Consider the following 14,605-nt stretch of genomic DNA (forward strand, 5'->3'; position numbering starts at 1 on the left):
CACCGCTCGGGCGCTTCGGAATTCGTCTGTGCGACGCCACCAGTTCCACGCTGAGGTGACCGTGCTGATCGGTGAGAAGCTCCAGTTCCGCAGTGGGCGAGGTAGCACTCTGCCGCTCCCGCCGACGCTGACCGCACCGAGGCACGTCGAAGATGACGACGGGTGGTACACGGAGCGTTGATGGGCCCACCGAGGACATGGCTATGGATGCTCGTCTAGCAGGTCAGAGGCAAGCGCATTCAAGACGAACATATCGACGGTGGGCAACGCGAATATCGGTGTCTCCCAGCTGGATATCGACCACGCATGCGCGAGAAGGTGTTTGCTTGTTTGGCTGGGCTTGGACATGTCGGTTGGGTTTGTCCGCGGGTGGACCTGCCCCGGGGGCCTCACGGCGTTGCGATCGTGGGATTCAGCGCTTCCTTCGCTGCTTCCCATCGCTCCAGCGATGCTCGCTAGGACCCTCGCGCGATGGGTGTGGTCTGCGATGGTGTGGGCGATGGATGCAGCGCGGGCGAAGTCCAAGCGAGCTGCGGCCGTCGAGATCGTCTCGAGTGCGCCGGGCTGACGGTGGACGTCTGTGATGGTCTGGGCGGCGGTTTCAGCGTGGTCGATGAGTCGAGTAGCCCGGACAGGGTCTGAGCCAGCTATCGCCCACGCGATACCTGCAAGCGCGATGGTTTGCTCGTACGGTTTGGCGATGGTGTGGGCAATGGTCTCGGCACGGTCAGGGTCTGAGCCAGCTAACTCCTCCACGATCCTGGCCAGTGTGCTGGCCCGCTCGTATGGTCCGGTGATGGTGTCGGCGAGGGACTGAGCGCGGTCGGCGAGTCGGGCGGCGCGGTCAGGATCGGGGTCTGAGCCAGCTGCCACCGCCGCGACGACGGCGAGCGTGCTGGCCTGCTTGCTCTGGTTGGTGATGGTGTGGGCGATGGCCTCGGCGCGGTCGGGGTCGAAGCCCGCGACCACCACCGCGACCCTGGCGAGCGTGCTGGCCTGCTTGCTCGGGTCGATGATGGTGTGGGCGATGGTCTCGGCGCGGTCGGGGTCGAAGCGAGCGACTACCTCAGCGATTCCGGCAAAGGCGTCAGACTGTCTTTCCTGGTTGGTGATGGTGTGGGCGATGGTCTCGGCGCGGTCGGGGTCGGCGCGAGCGACGACCACCGCGGTTCCGGCAAGGGCGTAGGACTGTCTTATCTGGTTGGTGATGGTGTGGGCGATGGCCTCGGCGCGGTCGGGGTCGAAGCCCGCGACCACCACCGCGACCCTGGTGAGCGCGGCGGCCTGCTCGTCCGGGTCGGTGATGGCGTGGGCAATAATCTCGGCGCGGTCGGGGTCGTTGACAGCTACCACCTCCGTGACCTTGGCGAGTGCGTCGGCCTGCTGGTACGGGTCGGTGATGGTGTGGGCGATGGCCTCGGCGCGGTCGGGGTCGTTGACGGCCACCACTGCGGCGATACTGGCAACTGGGGACAGCCTGAATCTGTCGTCGTTGGTTTCGGCGAGGGTTTCGGCTCGGTCGCTGAGCTGAGCGGCGCGGTCGGGGTCAGACCCCGCGACCGCCTCTGCAATCCTGGCGAGCGCCTGGACCTGCAAGACTGGTGAGTCCATGGTGGGGACGAGGGTTTCGGCGCGGTTGGTGAGTCGAGCGGCGCGGTCGGGGTCGGAGCCCGCGACCGCCTCCGCAATCCTGGCGAGCGCGTCAACCTGCTGGTACGGCTTGGTGATGGTGGGGACGATGATCTCGGCACGGTCTGGGTCGTAGCCCGCGACCACCTCCGCGACCTTCGCGAGCAGGTCAACCTGCTGGTGTGGCTGCATAATGGTGTGGGCGATGGTCTCGGCGCGGTCGGGGTCGTTGACAGCTACCACCTGCGCGATCCTGGCGAGTAGGTCGTTTTTGTTGGGCGTGATGGTGATGGCGCGGGCCAGGGTTTCGGCGCGGTCGATGAGTCGAGCGGCGCGGTCGGGGTCGGAGCCCGCGACCACCTGCGCGATCCTGGCGAGTGCTTTGGCCTGCTGGTACGGCTCGGTGATGGTGGCGGTGAGGGTTTCGGTGCGGTCGGTGAGTCGAGCGGCGCGGTCGGAGTCCGCGACCGTTTCCGCGATCCTGGCGAGCACGTCAACCTGCTGGTATGGGGAAGAAATGGTGGGGACGATGGTCTCGGCGCGGTCGGGATCGTTGAGAGCCACCACCTTCGCGATTTCACCAAGGACATCAGTCTGCCGGTACGGATTGCTGTATGCGATGGTCTCGGCGCGGTCGGGGTCCGAGCCAGATACCGCCACCGCGATCATGTTGAGAGGACGCGATTGCTTGTCCGGGTCGTCGATTGTTTCGATGAGCAGTTGAGCTCGGTCGGTGAGTCGAGCAGCGTGGTTCGGGTCAGTGCTCCCTACTACTTCGACGATCTCAGCGATCCCGGCGACCCGCTGCTCCGGGGTCGCGTAGGAGTAGGCGAGGGCTTCGGCGCGGTCGTGTTGGCCGAGGCGTGCAAGCACAGTGAGAAGCCGGATGGGGATACTGTCGTTTCGGTTGCGCAGGTAGTCGCGGTGGCGGGCAAGTCGTGCTGTGCTGAGCACGTCGGGGTCGTGTTGGTCGCAGATGCGTTGCTGTACGACGCGGATCTCGCCCAGCGCGGTCGAATCACCTCCGGTTCGTACGCGCATCCGATCATGTCGAGCGCGGTCGAGACCGGCTGCGATCATCCGTTGAAGTTCGAGATGCCGATCGAGCACGGGGAAGTAGCGGCGGAGCAGGAAATCGGGGGTACCGACCGGCCAGCCCAGATCTCGGTACTGGTCGGCCCATGCGTGGAGCCGACCCAAGCTCGAAGCCAATTGTCTAACGCCGAGGCGTTCCTCGGCGGTACGCTGCAAGGTCTCATGCGCCAGCACGTATACAGAGTCCGCAGCCTCGCTGGGCTGCAACGATGTCGCGACGGTACGAGCGCGGAAACTGCGTCCAGAGACCGCGCGCAGCAACCCATCGATCTCATACGGCGCCATATCTGTGAGTTCGCCGAGTTCGGAGGCGGTCAGGCCGTTGGCCGCAGTGATCAGCGCGAGCAAGTCTCGATGTTCCTCGGGCCCGCGAAGCAGGGCATCGAGTTCAGCGATGGCCTGGACTCGGACGTCGGCCGCGAACGGTGAAGAGGTGAGCAGATAGGGTTCGACACTCGCCAGGGGGTGCCGGTACGGGATGGGCAACACGGGACCGTGTCGGCTGGCGACGACAACCCGCAGGTTTGGGTCCACGCGCGGCGGCAGCAGGGACACGATCGGTGGTTTTCCGGTGTCTTCGTCCAAGCCGTCGACCACCAAGACCAACCGTCGCCCGGCGTCCGCTCCGCGCCGCGCGGCGAGGGCGAGGAGTTCGTTACGCAGCCCGTCGCGGTTGATCGACGTGGCCGCGATCAGCGCCCGGTGATCGGGCAACAGAACTGCGAGTTGATCCAGCACCGCGTCGGTGAATGCGCGGTGGTCATTCTGATCGGCGAGCCGGTCGGTGACGAAGAACCCGACCACCGTCAAGTCAGGGGGCGGGTGCAGCAAGAATGACGTCAGTAGCGCCGTTTTGCCCGCCCACGGCTTAGCCCGTATCCACATGTAAGGCTGCTCACCGCGGCAGAACTTTGCCACATCATCGAGTTCGAGCTTCCGGCCTCGCAATCCGTCGATCGGGGCGAGGAGTTCACGCACCTGCGACACATATAGTGATCTACCGGACAGCAATGCCCCGCTCGACACCACACCGAGACTGTAATGGTGGTGCTCAGTGTGAGAGATCGACAGGTCACCCCCGGCTTTAACGCGGTCGAAGTCGTAGACCGGCACAGCAAGCCGGTGATCCTCCCTGCTCATGGATGCGAGGCGTCATTACGGCTGGCGTCGATGTCCTCGAAAGAGATGTCACCGCCAGAACGCACCTTGTGTGCTCTGACACCGCCTCCCCGGATCTTCCTGATCCGAAGCGCTCCTCCCGATTTCACGTTCCTCAGATCTACACCGACCACCGACTCCCCGGCGGCGACAGACTGCCCGCTCTGCATCCACAGCGACACCGCGAAAACGCCGACGGTCAGCGCAGCGACAGCCACCCACATCCACGCCGAATGATCGCCACCCGTCGCATAGTTGACCGCCACCGCCAGACCTGTCGACATCGCTGCGGTCACCGCCGAAGGCGCCACGACCTTCGACAGCGTCTGACCTGTAGTCATATCAACCTCCCCCTGCCCCGGACTGTGAGACGAATCCTCTCAGCTCCACCTCTCAAAAACCAACCAGCGCAGCGAATGCCGTCCAACACACTGCCACCGCGAAGCAGGTGGTCCGGAGTCTGTTGCTCATACCGGGTCCTTTGCAGATGCCGCCATGCACAACCTCGGGTTCTTACTCTGGGAGCGCGGTGAGCTCACCGATGCCGAACACTGGTACCGCAAAGCCGCCGACACCGGCCATCCCGCGCCTTGACTAGCCTCGACAGCCTGCCCAAGAAGGGGGCTGCTGCAGGGGTAGGTGACAGGATGTCACCTCCTCATGCAGCAGACCCTCGTCCGCGCGGATTGAGGCTCGTGTTGCTGATCGGCACGTCTATCCGGTCGCGGGCGACGACGATCCCGTCCTTGACGACGTAGCACTCGACGACGTGCTCGCCCTTGAAGTCAGAATGCTCCGCGATCGTCCCTGGCCTGCGTGATTCCACGATCTGGCCCCGGACCATATTCCGGCGCTCGGCCTCTTGGCCGCGGTTGAGCACCTTCCACTTCAGTGTGTAGGGCTCCTCGACCGAGCAGTCGGTCACCCAGAACTTCAGGTTCTTGTCTGACCTCAGCGGCGCGCCAGTCCGCAGCATGTTGCGTAGACGGGTCGGTCTCCACCCGTCCTGTGTGACTTCGCAGTCAATGGACACGGTCTCCGAGATGTCGATCGGGTACTTGTCCTCGATGAACTCCTCGGTGTCGCTGAACGACCTGGATGCCTTGCTTGCGCTCCTCGCCAGCGGTACTGATGAACCGAACACCTCGCGCCACGTCTGGTTCGCTGCGGCCTTGCCCTCGTCCTCTATCGCCTTGAGGCAGCGGTTGTATGCCTTCCTGGCCTTCGGCTGAAACTTCGCCTTTACATGGACATGTTGCCGACTGCCCAGCGCCAGGTAGTAGCCCTGCTCGGGCTCGTTCTTGAGGAACTCAAAGAAGTCGCGGGCCATGAGGTCGAACGAGCTGGTGCCCGCTGAGTCATAGTCGTTGGTCTGAGCAAAGAACTTGTGAACGAGGGTGTCAATGAGCAGCCCTCCCATGTTCACGCCGTTTGTGTTCTTCCACGCCCGTGCCATCCGGGCAAGGTGGCGCATGTTCGTCGAGGTGCTGTCGTTGCACTCCTTGGTCGCGGCGATCTCCTCGCGCGGCTTGGTGATCTTCCATCGACTTGCTTTCGTGTCCGGATAGTCAAAACTGCCGTCGGCGTTTTCGAAGGCTGGCTGGACCTCGAACTTGAATGAGTTTGAGGTGAACTGCACTCGGACGACGCACTGGTCGACACGGATGTCGGTGTTCGGGTACCTCGCGTTGAGGTCGTCGCGGACTCTGTTGAGTATCCTTCGTGGGCCGGTCTCGCCGTCGTAGTTCGATCGGATCCCTGGCGGGAGGATGAAGATCATGTCGAGGTCGGAAACACCGTTGATGGCCGTGTGTCTTCCGAAGGAGCCGACCATGAGCTTGTGGTCGGTACAGCCGTCTTTGGACCGGAATTCCTTGTTAAGTGTCTTTGCGATCTCGTCCCGGCGTGAGGCGATTGTCGCCACGGCCTCGCCCACTTTTAGGTTCGCCAGCAGCGCGTCGAAGATCTCTGACGTCTTCATGATGGTGCTTGGCCTGCGTTGAGCCGGAGCGCTTCGGGGAGGAAGAGGTCGATCTCATTCGAGGTGAAAGTCATCTCCTCGTTGTTCTTCAGCCCATCCTGTGCCCGCTTGAATGCCTTTGTACTCGTCCTCGGAGCGTCGGCGTATGCGTCACGCGCAGCCTGTTGGAGCTCGTCCCGGCGCACTCGGCCCTCGGCTTCTGTGATCGTTCCGGACATCAGGTCGGCGATGAGGGAGGTGTAGGACTCGCGCACGTCCCACAACCGAGAGGCGATACCGCGGTGGGCATTCGACTCCTCCTCGAACTTGAAGGACTTCGCTCCGAGGCTTATCCAGCTGACTAGGAGAGCGATGGAAGCGGTCGCGAGGCTGGTCAATGCCGCATTGCCGAGTAAACCAACAACGGCGGCAAGGAACGTGCCGGAGCCAATCGCGGTGAGCGCGATGAGGGTCCCCTGCTGCCACCGGTGCTTGGTGAAGCAGATGTCGGCCTGCTTCTCGTGGGTCTTGTGGCTGTAGACCACGCGCCCGAAGGCCTCTCGCACCTGCGCCAGTAGATACCGGTCGCGGTCGGGCATAGCGGTGCTCTCGTCTGTCAATTCGCCCCTACTCGGTGGAGGACTTCTGGACGTGCACATGGTGTCGTGTGCACGTCCTCCAAGTATGGCGGCACCCACTGACACGAATCGGCTTAGCTCAGGGCCGACTGGCTTGAGAGCGCTCGCTCGGTCCAGGCCTGGGGATACAGTCAGACCACGCGCTCAGGCAAACGGCCACGATGTGCGGCACATGCTTGCCGTGTGTGAGTGCACGACTAGCCACGCGCGCTACGCGCTTTAGGCGTGGTGTTTGAGTCAGTCGAGGCTTTTCAGGGCTGCAGCCCATGGCACCGGTTCGCCTTCGTTGACCCGGATGAAGTGCACGCCCCAGTCGGTGAGGTTTGACAGTGCGGCAGCGACTGGCGGGAACTGGAATTGAGCTGCTCGTCCGTGTGGAACCGCTACGACTGGTAGCCCGGCTCCGACCGTTTCGACCAGCAGTGCCAGTGGCAGCGTGTCGCCGATTCCCGCCGCCCATTTCGCCATGGAACTTGTCGTCAGCGGCGCGGCGATGACCGCGTCGGGCGGCGGAAGCAGGTCTTTGGTACCCGGGACCTTGAACTCCGATCGAACGGGATACCCGGTCTGTGTCGCGAGTGCTTCGGCGTCGATGAATCGAGCGCCGTTGGGGGAGGCCAGAACACACACATCCCACCCGTCTGCCTGCGCGAGGGTCACCAGTTCACCGACGTCCCCTGCCCCACCGGCTCCCGTCACGATCGCGTACAGAACTCTAGTCCGCTCACCCATGCCTCCATCATGGCAGGCGATGAGTGATGCGTCTTCGCCTAAAGCGCCACGGCACCGACCCGGGAAGCCAGTTTGCCGAGCTCACCGGTGACGAGGTCACGTCCGGCCTTGATCATCATGTGGCCCACCAATTCCTGCACCGTGTCCATATTTCGGACCTGTTGAGGCGCGATGCGCTCCGCCCGCAACAGGGCGTCCAGGGACATGGTGTGGTCGTCGCGGGCTGCGGCAGCGCGCCCGACCTCTACGAAGTACTGTGCGGCGCGGCCGACGGTCGGCAACGATCGAGGGTCGAGGCGGTGGGCGAGATCGAGCACTCGTTCCGGGGAGCCTTCTTCCATAGCGACGGTCATGTTCCACAAAGCCACGTTGGCCGAGCCGAAGGAGACGTTGCCGACGATCGTGGTGGGATCGTCGACGGTCGAGCGGTCGAGTTGAGCCGCGTACTCGGCCGCCTGGGCGAGGTGATCGTGGGGGCTGGCGCCCATGGTGGCGGTGACCAAAGAGGCTTGGAGGTGGAGCATTCCGACCGTTTGTATCTCGGGGGTGGTGGTTGCGTCGGGTCCGACCTGGGCGGCGGTGTGCACGGCGCAGTCCAGGGCGGCCTTGAGTGACTCGGGTCGGGCGAGGAGCACCTGGCTGCGCACATAGGCACCCGAGGCGATTCCTTGTCGGCTGTCGATGCGTTTGGCAGCGGATTCGGCTGCCTGCGCGGCGGACCAGGCGACGGCGAAATAGCCGCGTGCGCGCAGTGCCACTGAAGTCTCGGAAGCGACCTGGGTCAGCGCATCCCAGGCGGCACGGCGGTCTCGGGGCTTCCCGCCTTGGGCTTGGCGGTACAGATCGGTGATCGCCGGTGCCAGCAAGGGTCCGAGTTTCGCGTACTCGCAGGCCATTTGGAGTTTCGTGATACGTCGGGCGAGCGCGACGAGTTGGCCGATCTCGCGGACCGGCTGATCGCTTCCGACGTTGCCTGCTGCCCAGAATGCTGTTTCGATGGCGGGCACCGACGCGTCGAAGTCGTCGGTGGCCGAGCTGCTGCTGGGGAGGATGTCCTCGGTGGTGGCCGAGGCGACGGCCGCTGCCGCGAGGACGAGCAGCTGTCGACGGTCGACCTCGGCCGCCGAGTTCTGCCGGGGGAGCCGGAACCACAGCAGTTCCTCGGGTATGTGCAGAGCTGTTGCCCATTGGACCAGCTTGGACATCTTTTCGGGAGCTTCGCGGGACTCGATCCGGCTCAAGCTCGCCTGGGACATGTCGAGCCAGTTCGCGACGTCGAGCTGGGTGATCGGGGACTTGTGCATGGGGTGGGTGCGGAAGGCGAAGATCACCCGGCCCATGTGCCAGGAGGCCAAGGCGTCGCGCATGTGATCGCTCGCCCAGAACTCGGCGGGCATCACCGGTGCGCCGACAGCGGGTTCTTCTCGCGCACAACTGCTGCACGCCGTGCCGGTGTTGAATCGGGACAACCGAGTCCCGCACACCAGGCATTCGCGCGTGTTCTCGGCTATCCGCATCATCCGCCCCGCTTCCGCGATCATGGCCGTCCCCAACGGTTTTTCCGACGGTACCACCGGCTCTACCCAGCCCATATGCACCTTCTGCATACACCGGCGTTCACGAGACTTGTTGTGTGTATAGCCAATTCGCGCTCGACGCGGCGATCGTCGGTGTGTCCGATATCAATCCTGCGGAAGGGGCGACATGGCGCTATCACTATTGGTGCCGATCCTCGGGCCACCGGCATCCGGAAAGACAACGCTCACGCTAGCGCTGGGCAAGAATCCCGACCGGCACGTGTTCAGACTGCGCGAACACGTGCCGCCCGAAGTGGTCCGGCAGACCGCCAGTCACGGCCCACGAGACCTCGGCTGGATAGACGATGACGTCGTCAATTCGGCGGTGCGCCGATACCTGAGCGCCGTGTCCACGGACTCCCGGATCCACACGGTGCTCCTGGACAACTATCCCGGCACCGGTCAACAGGTCGAGGCGCTGCTCGAGATAGCGCGAGCGCTCGTACCGACCTGTGTCATTGAGCCGGTCGAGCTCGTGCTCGCCGCGCCGGCCAGACGCAAGAGGGCGCGCGCACGTCGAGTCTGCCACCGGTGTGAGCGCGATCCGGCCGCCGATCCGCGCCTGCCCGCTACCGCGTCGACGGTCGGCGGATGGACCTGCGGGAACTGTGGCTCACTGCTGCACCCGCGGCGAGGCGACGCTCCGTCACTGTTCGCCGCCCGCACCCGACGCCACGACGACACGGTCGAGGACGTGCGTACCGCGTTCGACCGTGCGGGCATCCCCACCAACTCCGTCGACGCCGCCGACGACGCCGCGACCCTCGCACGAATCGTCGAGCCCCTGCTCATCGTGAGGAGCACCACCGCATGACCAGCACAACCCCTCTGGGACTCCCGACTTTCCGGCCCGACACCTACGGCCACGCCCGGATGCCACGCAACGCCGGACAGCGCGAACCACATCGTGTCGACAAGGTCGCCTACGGCCGGTTCCGCAACGTCTACCTCTACATCACCGAGGCATGCCAGTTGCGGTGCGAGCACTGCTACATGGGCGAACGGCTCGAACGGGCATTGAAAATGACCCCGCAGCAAATCGTCGACACCCTCACTACCTGGCGGCAACTCGGCGGCGACAAGCTCACCATCCTCGGCGGCGAGCCGACCCTGCACCCCTGGTACATCGACGCCATCCGCGCGGCCAGGACCATCGGCTACAGCCACGTCATCACCACCACCAACGCCCAAGCGATCGCCCGCAAGAAGTTCGCCCAGCTCACCCCCGAGGACTTCGCCTACGTCCAGGTCAGCATGGACGGCGGCAGCGCAGCCACCCACGACACCGTCCGCGGTGAGGGCACCTTCGACCAAGCGATGCAGACCAGCGCCGAACTGTGCGAGCGCGGGTTCGACACCCGCATCATCTGCACGGTCAACAAAGCCAACGAGGGTGATGTCCTGCGCCTGCTCGACATCGCCGACGACATCGGCGCGAGCCTGGTCAAGTTCCACGTGTTCTCCACCATCGGCACCGGCCACGGCAACGCCGACATGGCGATGAACCCCCTCGAGTGGGTGAACTTCTGCGCCAGGCTCGAACTCGTTGCGCCGGAATACAAGTCACGGGTGTGGTTCCAGCCGACCTACGCGCGCCGCGACCAGATGGACCGCTACGCCGGAGAGGGCTACCAGGGCTGCATCGGCCGCACCCTCGACCGGATCTCGATCTTCCCCGACGGCCGCTGCTACGTGTGCAGCTACCTCTTCGACACCGACACCTACTACGCCAAGATGCACGACGGCCAGGTGCTGCTCAACCGCGACAGCGAGATCAACGAGTTCGATCTGTTCACCAAACCTCTCGTCGGCAGCGCCTGCGGCGGCTGCAAGGAATCGGCGTGCATGGGCGGCTGCCCGGCCGAGGAGCTGGTCATGGGTGCTTCGTCGTGCTCGGCCTACCCCGACATCGTGCCGGTCTGCCGACTGTGGAAGTCCAGCGCGAAACCCGAATAGGAGAACCCAATGCACACCATGGAAACCGTCATCGAACCGCTGCGCTGCCTCGACTGGAACGACGTGGAAGCTGTCGAGTCGGCCACCCGCAAGTCCTTCGAACTGCTCGCCGCCCAGAAGTACCTGCTGCGCCGCGAGTTGACCACGCTGCCCGACAACCCCGATCTCGCCGCACTGTGCGAGCACTACGACATCCTCGACAAGATCGTCCTGCACGACGACCCCGAAACCGGGATCCGGCTGCGCCTGCACATCTTCGGCCCCGGCTACCACGATCGACCGCACAATCACCGCTGGACCTACGCCAGCCACATCCTGCGTGGCGAATACCGGCACCGGCTCTACGGCGACGTCGAACTCGACACAGAGATCGATGTTTCGAGCCTGCGCGCGGTCCACGTGCGCCAGGAACGGGTCGGGGCCAGCTACGCGCTGCACCACAGCGCTGTTCACGCCGTGGTCGCCGAACCCGGCACCGTATCGCTGGTGCTGCGCGGCCCTGCCATCAAAGACCGGTTCCTGGTCATGGACGCCAAGAACGGCAAGTCCTGGTGGCAATACGGGGCCACGAAGGAATCCCTCGAAGACGCTGCGGAGAAACGCATGTCCCCGCAGCGCCTCGAGGAACTGATCGCCTCGCTCGATGAGTGGCAGCTCATCTGACGAGGTTCAACGACGGTGGGGACCGGGGAGAGAGGTCACGGTCCCCACCGTCACCTGTCACCAGCCGAACAGCGACAGGGACGTGCCGGACGAGATGTGGCCCAGCGCTTCCCGGCAGTAGGGGATCATCTCCGCTGGCAGCGCGTCGACGGCGAACCACTCCAGCGCATCACACTTGTCGGGTTCCATGTTCGTCGGCTCGCCCTCCCACTTCCGAACCTGGAAGAAGAACGCGACGCGCCCGCCGGACGAGCTGTTGTGCATGATGTGCGCGAACTCGACGTCCTCGGGCGCGATCTGCACACCGATCTCCTCGACGGCTTCACGCCGTAGCGCCTCGACGACCGACTCCTCGGCCTCCAGATGTCCCGAGGGCGGGTGGAAGGCGCCATCGGCGTACCCGGTGCCAGCTCGCCGGCCGAACAGGATCCTCCCCTGGTCGTCGGTGAGCAGCAGGTGCACATCACCGATGAGGGTGTGCCTTTCAGTGCTGGCCACAGCCAATTTCTTACCTCTCTCTCGATGCGCTCGACATGAACGCGAGCACGACCATAAGCCATCGGCGGCCCATGTACTACCTGGTCCGCCGCATCGGAATCGGAGACCTCATGGCGCACCAAGTCACCCTCCATCGCAGCGAAGGTCAGCTCCTCGTTGTCCCCAGCCAGACACCCGAAAGCTTCCGCGCGATCATCACTTTCGGTGCGGCAGCCAGGCACGGCCGTCGCGATGCCCGCCTGCCCGAATACCAGCGAGTCGGCTACCACCGTCAGGACTTCGCGACGAACTCCGGTCGCCACCATGTGGAGGAGTGAGATGGACACCACCGACTCGCAGGACTGCGTCCACACCGATATCGGGTCATCGGAGCTCCCGACATACCTCGAACCAGCGCCGTGATCGCTGACTTCGCATCACGAGAACTGCTGGCCCGTGTAGACGAACCAGCCGAAAGGGTCTGAGCAGGTAGGTTCTCCGGTTCAACGCTGTCGATGCGTGGAGGAATGCGTGAAGAAGTACGTGCGGAAATACGTGGGGTCATAAAGGGCCCCACCGCGCCTCTGTATCACGCCTGGTAGATGGCTACATCCGTGGCGGGGTGTCATCCAGGATTGTCTATACTCGAAGATGTATAGACATGCGTCACCGGCGCTCATCCCGGCTCTTGGTGTCGTTCTGGCTCCTCTGGCCCGCCCGGTCTCAATCCTTCTCGCACACTCTTCTCGCTCCATTCTTCCTTTTTGAATCCGCTTCTTATGGTCTGGCCGGCCTCACGCCCGGTCGAGGGCTTTCGGGTGTGCTGGGTGCGTTTCGTTCGTGGCTTGCGTTGTCACGCGACGCGGCCTCGCGACGAATCAGCGCAATCCCGCGAATGGGGTTGTGATGCTGTTCGCTGGTTCGCGGCCGAGGGCCTCGACCTCGATCAGGGCCTGGCTTACCTCTCCAGCGCCCGGCGCGATCTCACCGCGAGAGCACGGCGCGGCGACTTCGACTGATCTCACCGGCACCCGGGGCGAGACCCCGCCGCGAGCCCGCCTCGCGCCACGACACCGAACAGCGTCGAGACGAATTCCTCTCGCGGCATTGGTATTTCGTCAATCGGGAGCGAGAAATTCAGAACCGGCATGAATTTCCACGTTCGGCTTGACATCACACGCCCTATCGAGCGGTCATGGAAACCGGAACCGCACCGACCGCCCGGGGAATCGCCCCGATCGGTGCGCATTCCATCCGTTCGGGAAACCCCGAATTCACTGAAACCCATTGTGGGAAGGAACCCCCATGTCGAAGAAGAACACCGCCGTGGCCACGAAACCGGTTGCGTTCGTCGAGGGCGGTGCGCCGGTGCCGCGCCGCGACAGCACCCGCGCGCTGTGGGCGGCCCTGCGCGCCCACCCCGACAACACCACCGCCGCGCTGGCCGACATCGCCGGGATCGGATTGTCCACCGCCCGGCGTCTGCTGGCACAGTGGGAAACCGCCGGGCACGCGCAGCAACACACCGACCCCGACGCGCCCCGGGCCGCCAAGACCTGGACCCAGGGCGTAGGCGCACCGGCCACCATCGAACCGGACCCAGCACCCACCGCCGAGCCCGCAGACCCGGAACCGGTCGCACCCACACCCGACACCGCGACGGAGACGGCGGTAGCCGCCCCCACGGTCAACGAAACCGCAACCCCGGCCCCGGAACCCCCGGCGATGGCCGATGGCGTGGCAGCGGCCGACGCGGAGTCGACGGTCGAACGCCTGCCCGCCGGAGCGCTGCGCGGGCAGGTCGAGGACTATCTGCGCGACCATCTCGGAATCGAGTTCACTCCACACCAGATCGGCAAAGCCCTGGACCGTTCCAGCGGCGCGGTACACAACGCCCTGATCAAGCTGACCGACGGCGGGATCGCGCGCCAGACCAGTACCGCCCCCAAGCGATTCACTCTCGCGTCCTGACTTGGGCGATGCCGGAATCCCCGGAGTTCCTACCTCCGGGGAGTCCGACACCGCCCTCTCAACCTAACCCCCTGAGAGAGGTGCTCGACTATGTACGCCACCCCTACCCCCAACGTTCTCGCTTCGGCCCTGCACCGGGTGTACGCCGACTCCAGCCTGGCCCCCGACAGTCTCGAGCTGTGGATCGCGGTCGCGGACGCGGCCGTCCGCGAGCTGCAGATGCCCGTGCTGGGCGCGCTGGTGCCCTGGGTGCCGATCGCGCTGCACTACGAGCAGGCGACGACCGACGGCGAGTTCTTCCCGCACAGCGGTTCGGTCCGGATCATGACCGGTCCGCTGAGCGGCACCCTGTACCGCGACCTCGAGACCGCCACTCGCGAGGTGGTCGTCGCGATCCAGGATCACTTGGCCGAACAGGACGGCGACGACACCGGCGATGACGGGCAGACCGACATCGTTCGCACGGTGTCGCCGTCGTGGCGGTTCCGTGCCGCCGGTGCCCCAGCCGGGTTCACCCCGCGCGTCGTGCCGCCGCTCACGTCCTGATCCACCGACCCGCTGAAATGGCCGGTGGTGCCGAGCGATTCGCTCGCCACCACCGGCCATTTCCATGCGCTGTGCTGAGCCGCGTTGGCTACGCAGCGCGGTCGATGCCCTTGTGAGCCGGTGTCGAACCGCGCGGTCCGGTTAAGGGATGTCCCGTAAGCCGTTGAGCGGCAACGGGTATCGTGTCGCTGGTGGTGATCTCG

At 64.8% G+C, this 14,605-nt stretch carries 14 protein-coding genes; 7 read left to right on the top strand and 7 right to left on the bottom strand.

What is annotated here, in order from left to right:
- Positions 1-201 precede the first annotated feature (201 nt).
- Together IEY60_RS35150 and IEY60_RS35155 are read right to left on the bottom strand one after the other, a co-directional pair.
- Complete coding sequence (locus IEY60_RS35150; RefSeq protein ID WP_189034880.1) at positions 202-3,864, bottom strand: P-loop domain-containing protein; 3,663 nt, start codon at positions 3,862-3,864, stop codon at positions 202-204.
- Positions 3,861-4,166: a hypothetical protein gene (locus IEY60_RS35155; protein ID WP_229740406.1), complete on the bottom strand. Its 306-nt coding sequence runs from the start codon at positions 4,164-4,166 to the stop codon at positions 3,861-3,863. Before IEY60_RS35155 ends, IEY60_RS35150 begins: the two co-directional genes overlap by 4 nt.
- A 211-nt stretch (positions 4,167-4,377) precedes the next feature.
- On the opposite strand from IEY60_RS35155, the gene IEY60_RS35160 reads away from it, so the two are divergent.
- Positions 4,378-4,476 carry a tetratricopeptide repeat protein gene (locus tag IEY60_RS35160; protein WP_189034882.1) on the top strand — a complete coding sequence of 33 codons (99 nt, stop codon included), beginning with the start codon at positions 4,378-4,380 and terminating at the stop codon, positions 4,474-4,476.
- Between the two features lie 64 nt (positions 4,477-4,540).
- On the opposite strand, the gene IEY60_RS35165 is transcribed toward IEY60_RS35160, so the two are convergent.
- From IEY60_RS35165 to IEY60_RS35180, 4 genes are all read right to left on the bottom strand, one after another.
- On the bottom strand, positions 4,541-5,863 hold the full coding sequence (locus tag IEY60_RS35165) for a nucleotide-binding domain-containing protein (RefSeq protein WP_189034883.1): 1,323 nt from the start codon (positions 5,861-5,863) through the stop codon (positions 4,541-4,543).
- Entirely contained in the window at positions 5,860-6,441 is a 582-nt protein-coding gene (locus IEY60_RS35170; RefSeq protein WP_229740407.1) for an SLATT domain-containing protein, read from the bottom strand. The genes IEY60_RS35165 and IEY60_RS35170 overlap by 4 nt, the downstream gene beginning before the upstream one ends.
- A gap of 276 nt (positions 6,442-6,717) precedes the next feature.
- Positions 6,718-7,212, bottom strand: coding sequence for a flavoprotein (locus tag IEY60_RS35175; RefSeq protein ID WP_189034885.1), 495 nt, complete (start codon positions 7,210-7,212; stop codon positions 6,718-6,720).
- 38 nt (positions 7,213-7,250) lie between these two features.
- Complete coding sequence (locus IEY60_RS35180) at positions 7,251-8,753, bottom strand: helix-turn-helix domain-containing protein (protein WP_189034886.1); 1,503 nt, start codon at positions 8,751-8,753, stop codon at positions 7,251-7,253.
- 163 nt (positions 8,754-8,916) lie between these two features.
- Here IEY60_RS35180 and IEY60_RS35185 point away from each other — a divergent pair, with 163 nt between their 5' ends.
- The 3 genes from IEY60_RS35185 to IEY60_RS35195 are packed head-to-tail and all read left to right on the top strand — an operon-like array spanning position 8,917 to position 11,408.
- Complete coding sequence (locus tag IEY60_RS35185) at positions 8,917-9,603, top strand: P-loop NTPase family protein (protein WP_189034887.1); 687 nt, start codon at positions 8,917-8,919, stop codon at positions 9,601-9,603.
- A complete protein-coding gene (locus IEY60_RS35190; protein ID WP_189034888.1) occupies positions 9,600-10,745 on the top strand; it encodes a radical SAM protein in 1,146 nt (381 codons plus the stop codon). Before IEY60_RS35185 ends, IEY60_RS35190 begins: the two co-directional genes overlap by 4 nt.
- A gap of 9 nt (positions 10,746-10,754) precedes the next feature.
- Positions 10,755-11,408 carry a hypothetical protein gene (locus tag IEY60_RS35195; protein WP_229740409.1) on the top strand — a complete coding sequence of 218 codons (654 nt, stop codon included), beginning with the start codon at positions 10,755-10,757 and terminating at the stop codon, positions 11,406-11,408.
- Between the two features lie 57 nt (positions 11,409-11,465).
- Here the strand turns inward: IEY60_RS35195 and IEY60_RS35200 are convergent, their stop codons facing one another.
- A complete protein-coding gene (locus IEY60_RS35200; RefSeq protein ID WP_189034889.1) occupies positions 11,466-11,906 on the bottom strand; it encodes an NUDIX hydrolase in 441 nt (146 codons plus the stop codon).
- Positions 11,907-12,016: 110 nt separating this feature from the next.
- Here IEY60_RS35200 and IEY60_RS35205 point away from each other — a divergent pair, with 110 nt between their 5' ends.
- The 3 genes from IEY60_RS35205 (at position 12,017) to IEY60_RS35215 (ending at position 14,402) form a co-directional block, all read left to right on the top strand.
- Positions 12,017-12,223 (top strand): hypothetical protein, encoded by a 207-nt coding sequence (locus tag IEY60_RS35205; RefSeq protein ID WP_189034890.1) that lies wholly within the window; start codon positions 12,017-12,019, stop codon positions 12,221-12,223.
- 967 nt (positions 12,224-13,190) lie between these two features.
- Positions 13,191-13,856 carry a hypothetical protein gene (locus IEY60_RS35210; protein WP_189034891.1) on the top strand — a complete coding sequence of 222 codons (666 nt, stop codon included), beginning with the start codon at positions 13,191-13,193 and terminating at the stop codon, positions 13,854-13,856.
- Between the two features lie 90 nt (positions 13,857-13,946).
- Positions 13,947-14,402 carry a hypothetical protein gene (locus tag IEY60_RS35215; protein ID WP_189034892.1) on the top strand — a complete coding sequence of 152 codons (456 nt, stop codon included), beginning with the start codon at positions 13,947-13,949 and terminating at the stop codon, positions 14,400-14,402.
- The last annotated feature ends 203 nt before the right edge of the window (positions 14,403-14,605 follow it).

The organism is Nocardia rhizosphaerihabitans (assembly GCF_014646295.1).
Taxonomy (GTDB): domain Bacteria; phylum Actinomycetota; class Actinomycetes; order Mycobacteriales; family Mycobacteriaceae; genus Nocardia; species Nocardia rhizosphaerihabitans.

Bases quoted from the DNA above. Each gene is read 5' to 3' on its own strand.
- IEY60_RS35160 (WP_189034882.1), top strand. From the start codon at position 4,378: ATGCACAACCTCGGGTTCTTACTCTGGGAGCGCGGTGAGCTCACCGAT.
- IEY60_RS35150 (WP_189034880.1), bottom strand. From the start codon at position 3,864: ATGAGCAGGGAGGATCACCGGCTTGCTGTGCCGGTCTACGACTTCGAC.
- IEY60_RS35175 (WP_189034885.1), bottom strand. From the start codon at position 7,212: ATGGGTGAGCGGACTAGAGTTCTGTACGCGATCGTGACGGGAGCCGGT.
- IEY60_RS35170 (WP_229740407.1), bottom strand. From the start codon at position 6,441: ATGCCCGACCGCGACCGGTATCTACTGGCGCAGGTGCGAGAGGCCTTC.
- IEY60_RS35210 (WP_189034891.1), top strand. From the start codon at position 13,191: ATGTCGAAGAAGAACACCGCCGTGGCCACGAAACCGGTTGCGTTCGTC.
- IEY60_RS35180 (WP_189034886.1), bottom strand. From the start codon at position 8,753: ATGATCGCGGAAGCGGGGCGGATGATGCGGATAGCCGAGAACACGCGC.
- IEY60_RS35185 (WP_189034887.1), top strand. From the start codon at position 8,917: ATGGCGCTATCACTATTGGTGCCGATCCTCGGGCCACCGGCATCCGGA.
- IEY60_RS35155 (WP_229740406.1), bottom strand. From the start codon at position 4,166: ATGTCGACAGGTCTGGCGGTGGCGGTCAACTATGCGACGGGTGGCGAT.
- IEY60_RS35195 (WP_229740409.1), top strand. From the start codon at position 10,755: ATGCACACCATGGAAACCGTCATCGAACCGCTGCGCTGCCTCGACTGG.
- IEY60_RS35165 (WP_189034883.1), bottom strand. From the start codon at position 5,863: ATGAAGACGTCAGAGATCTTCGACGCGCTGCTGGCGAACCTAAAAGTG.
- IEY60_RS35190 (WP_189034888.1), top strand. From the start codon at position 9,600: ATGACCAGCACAACCCCTCTGGGACTCCCGACTTTCCGGCCCGACACC.
- IEY60_RS35215 (WP_189034892.1), top strand. From the start codon at position 13,947: ATGTACGCCACCCCTACCCCCAACGTTCTCGCTTCGGCCCTGCACCGG.
- IEY60_RS35205 (WP_189034890.1), top strand. From the start codon at position 12,017: ATGGCGCACCAAGTCACCCTCCATCGCAGCGAAGGTCAGCTCCTCGTT.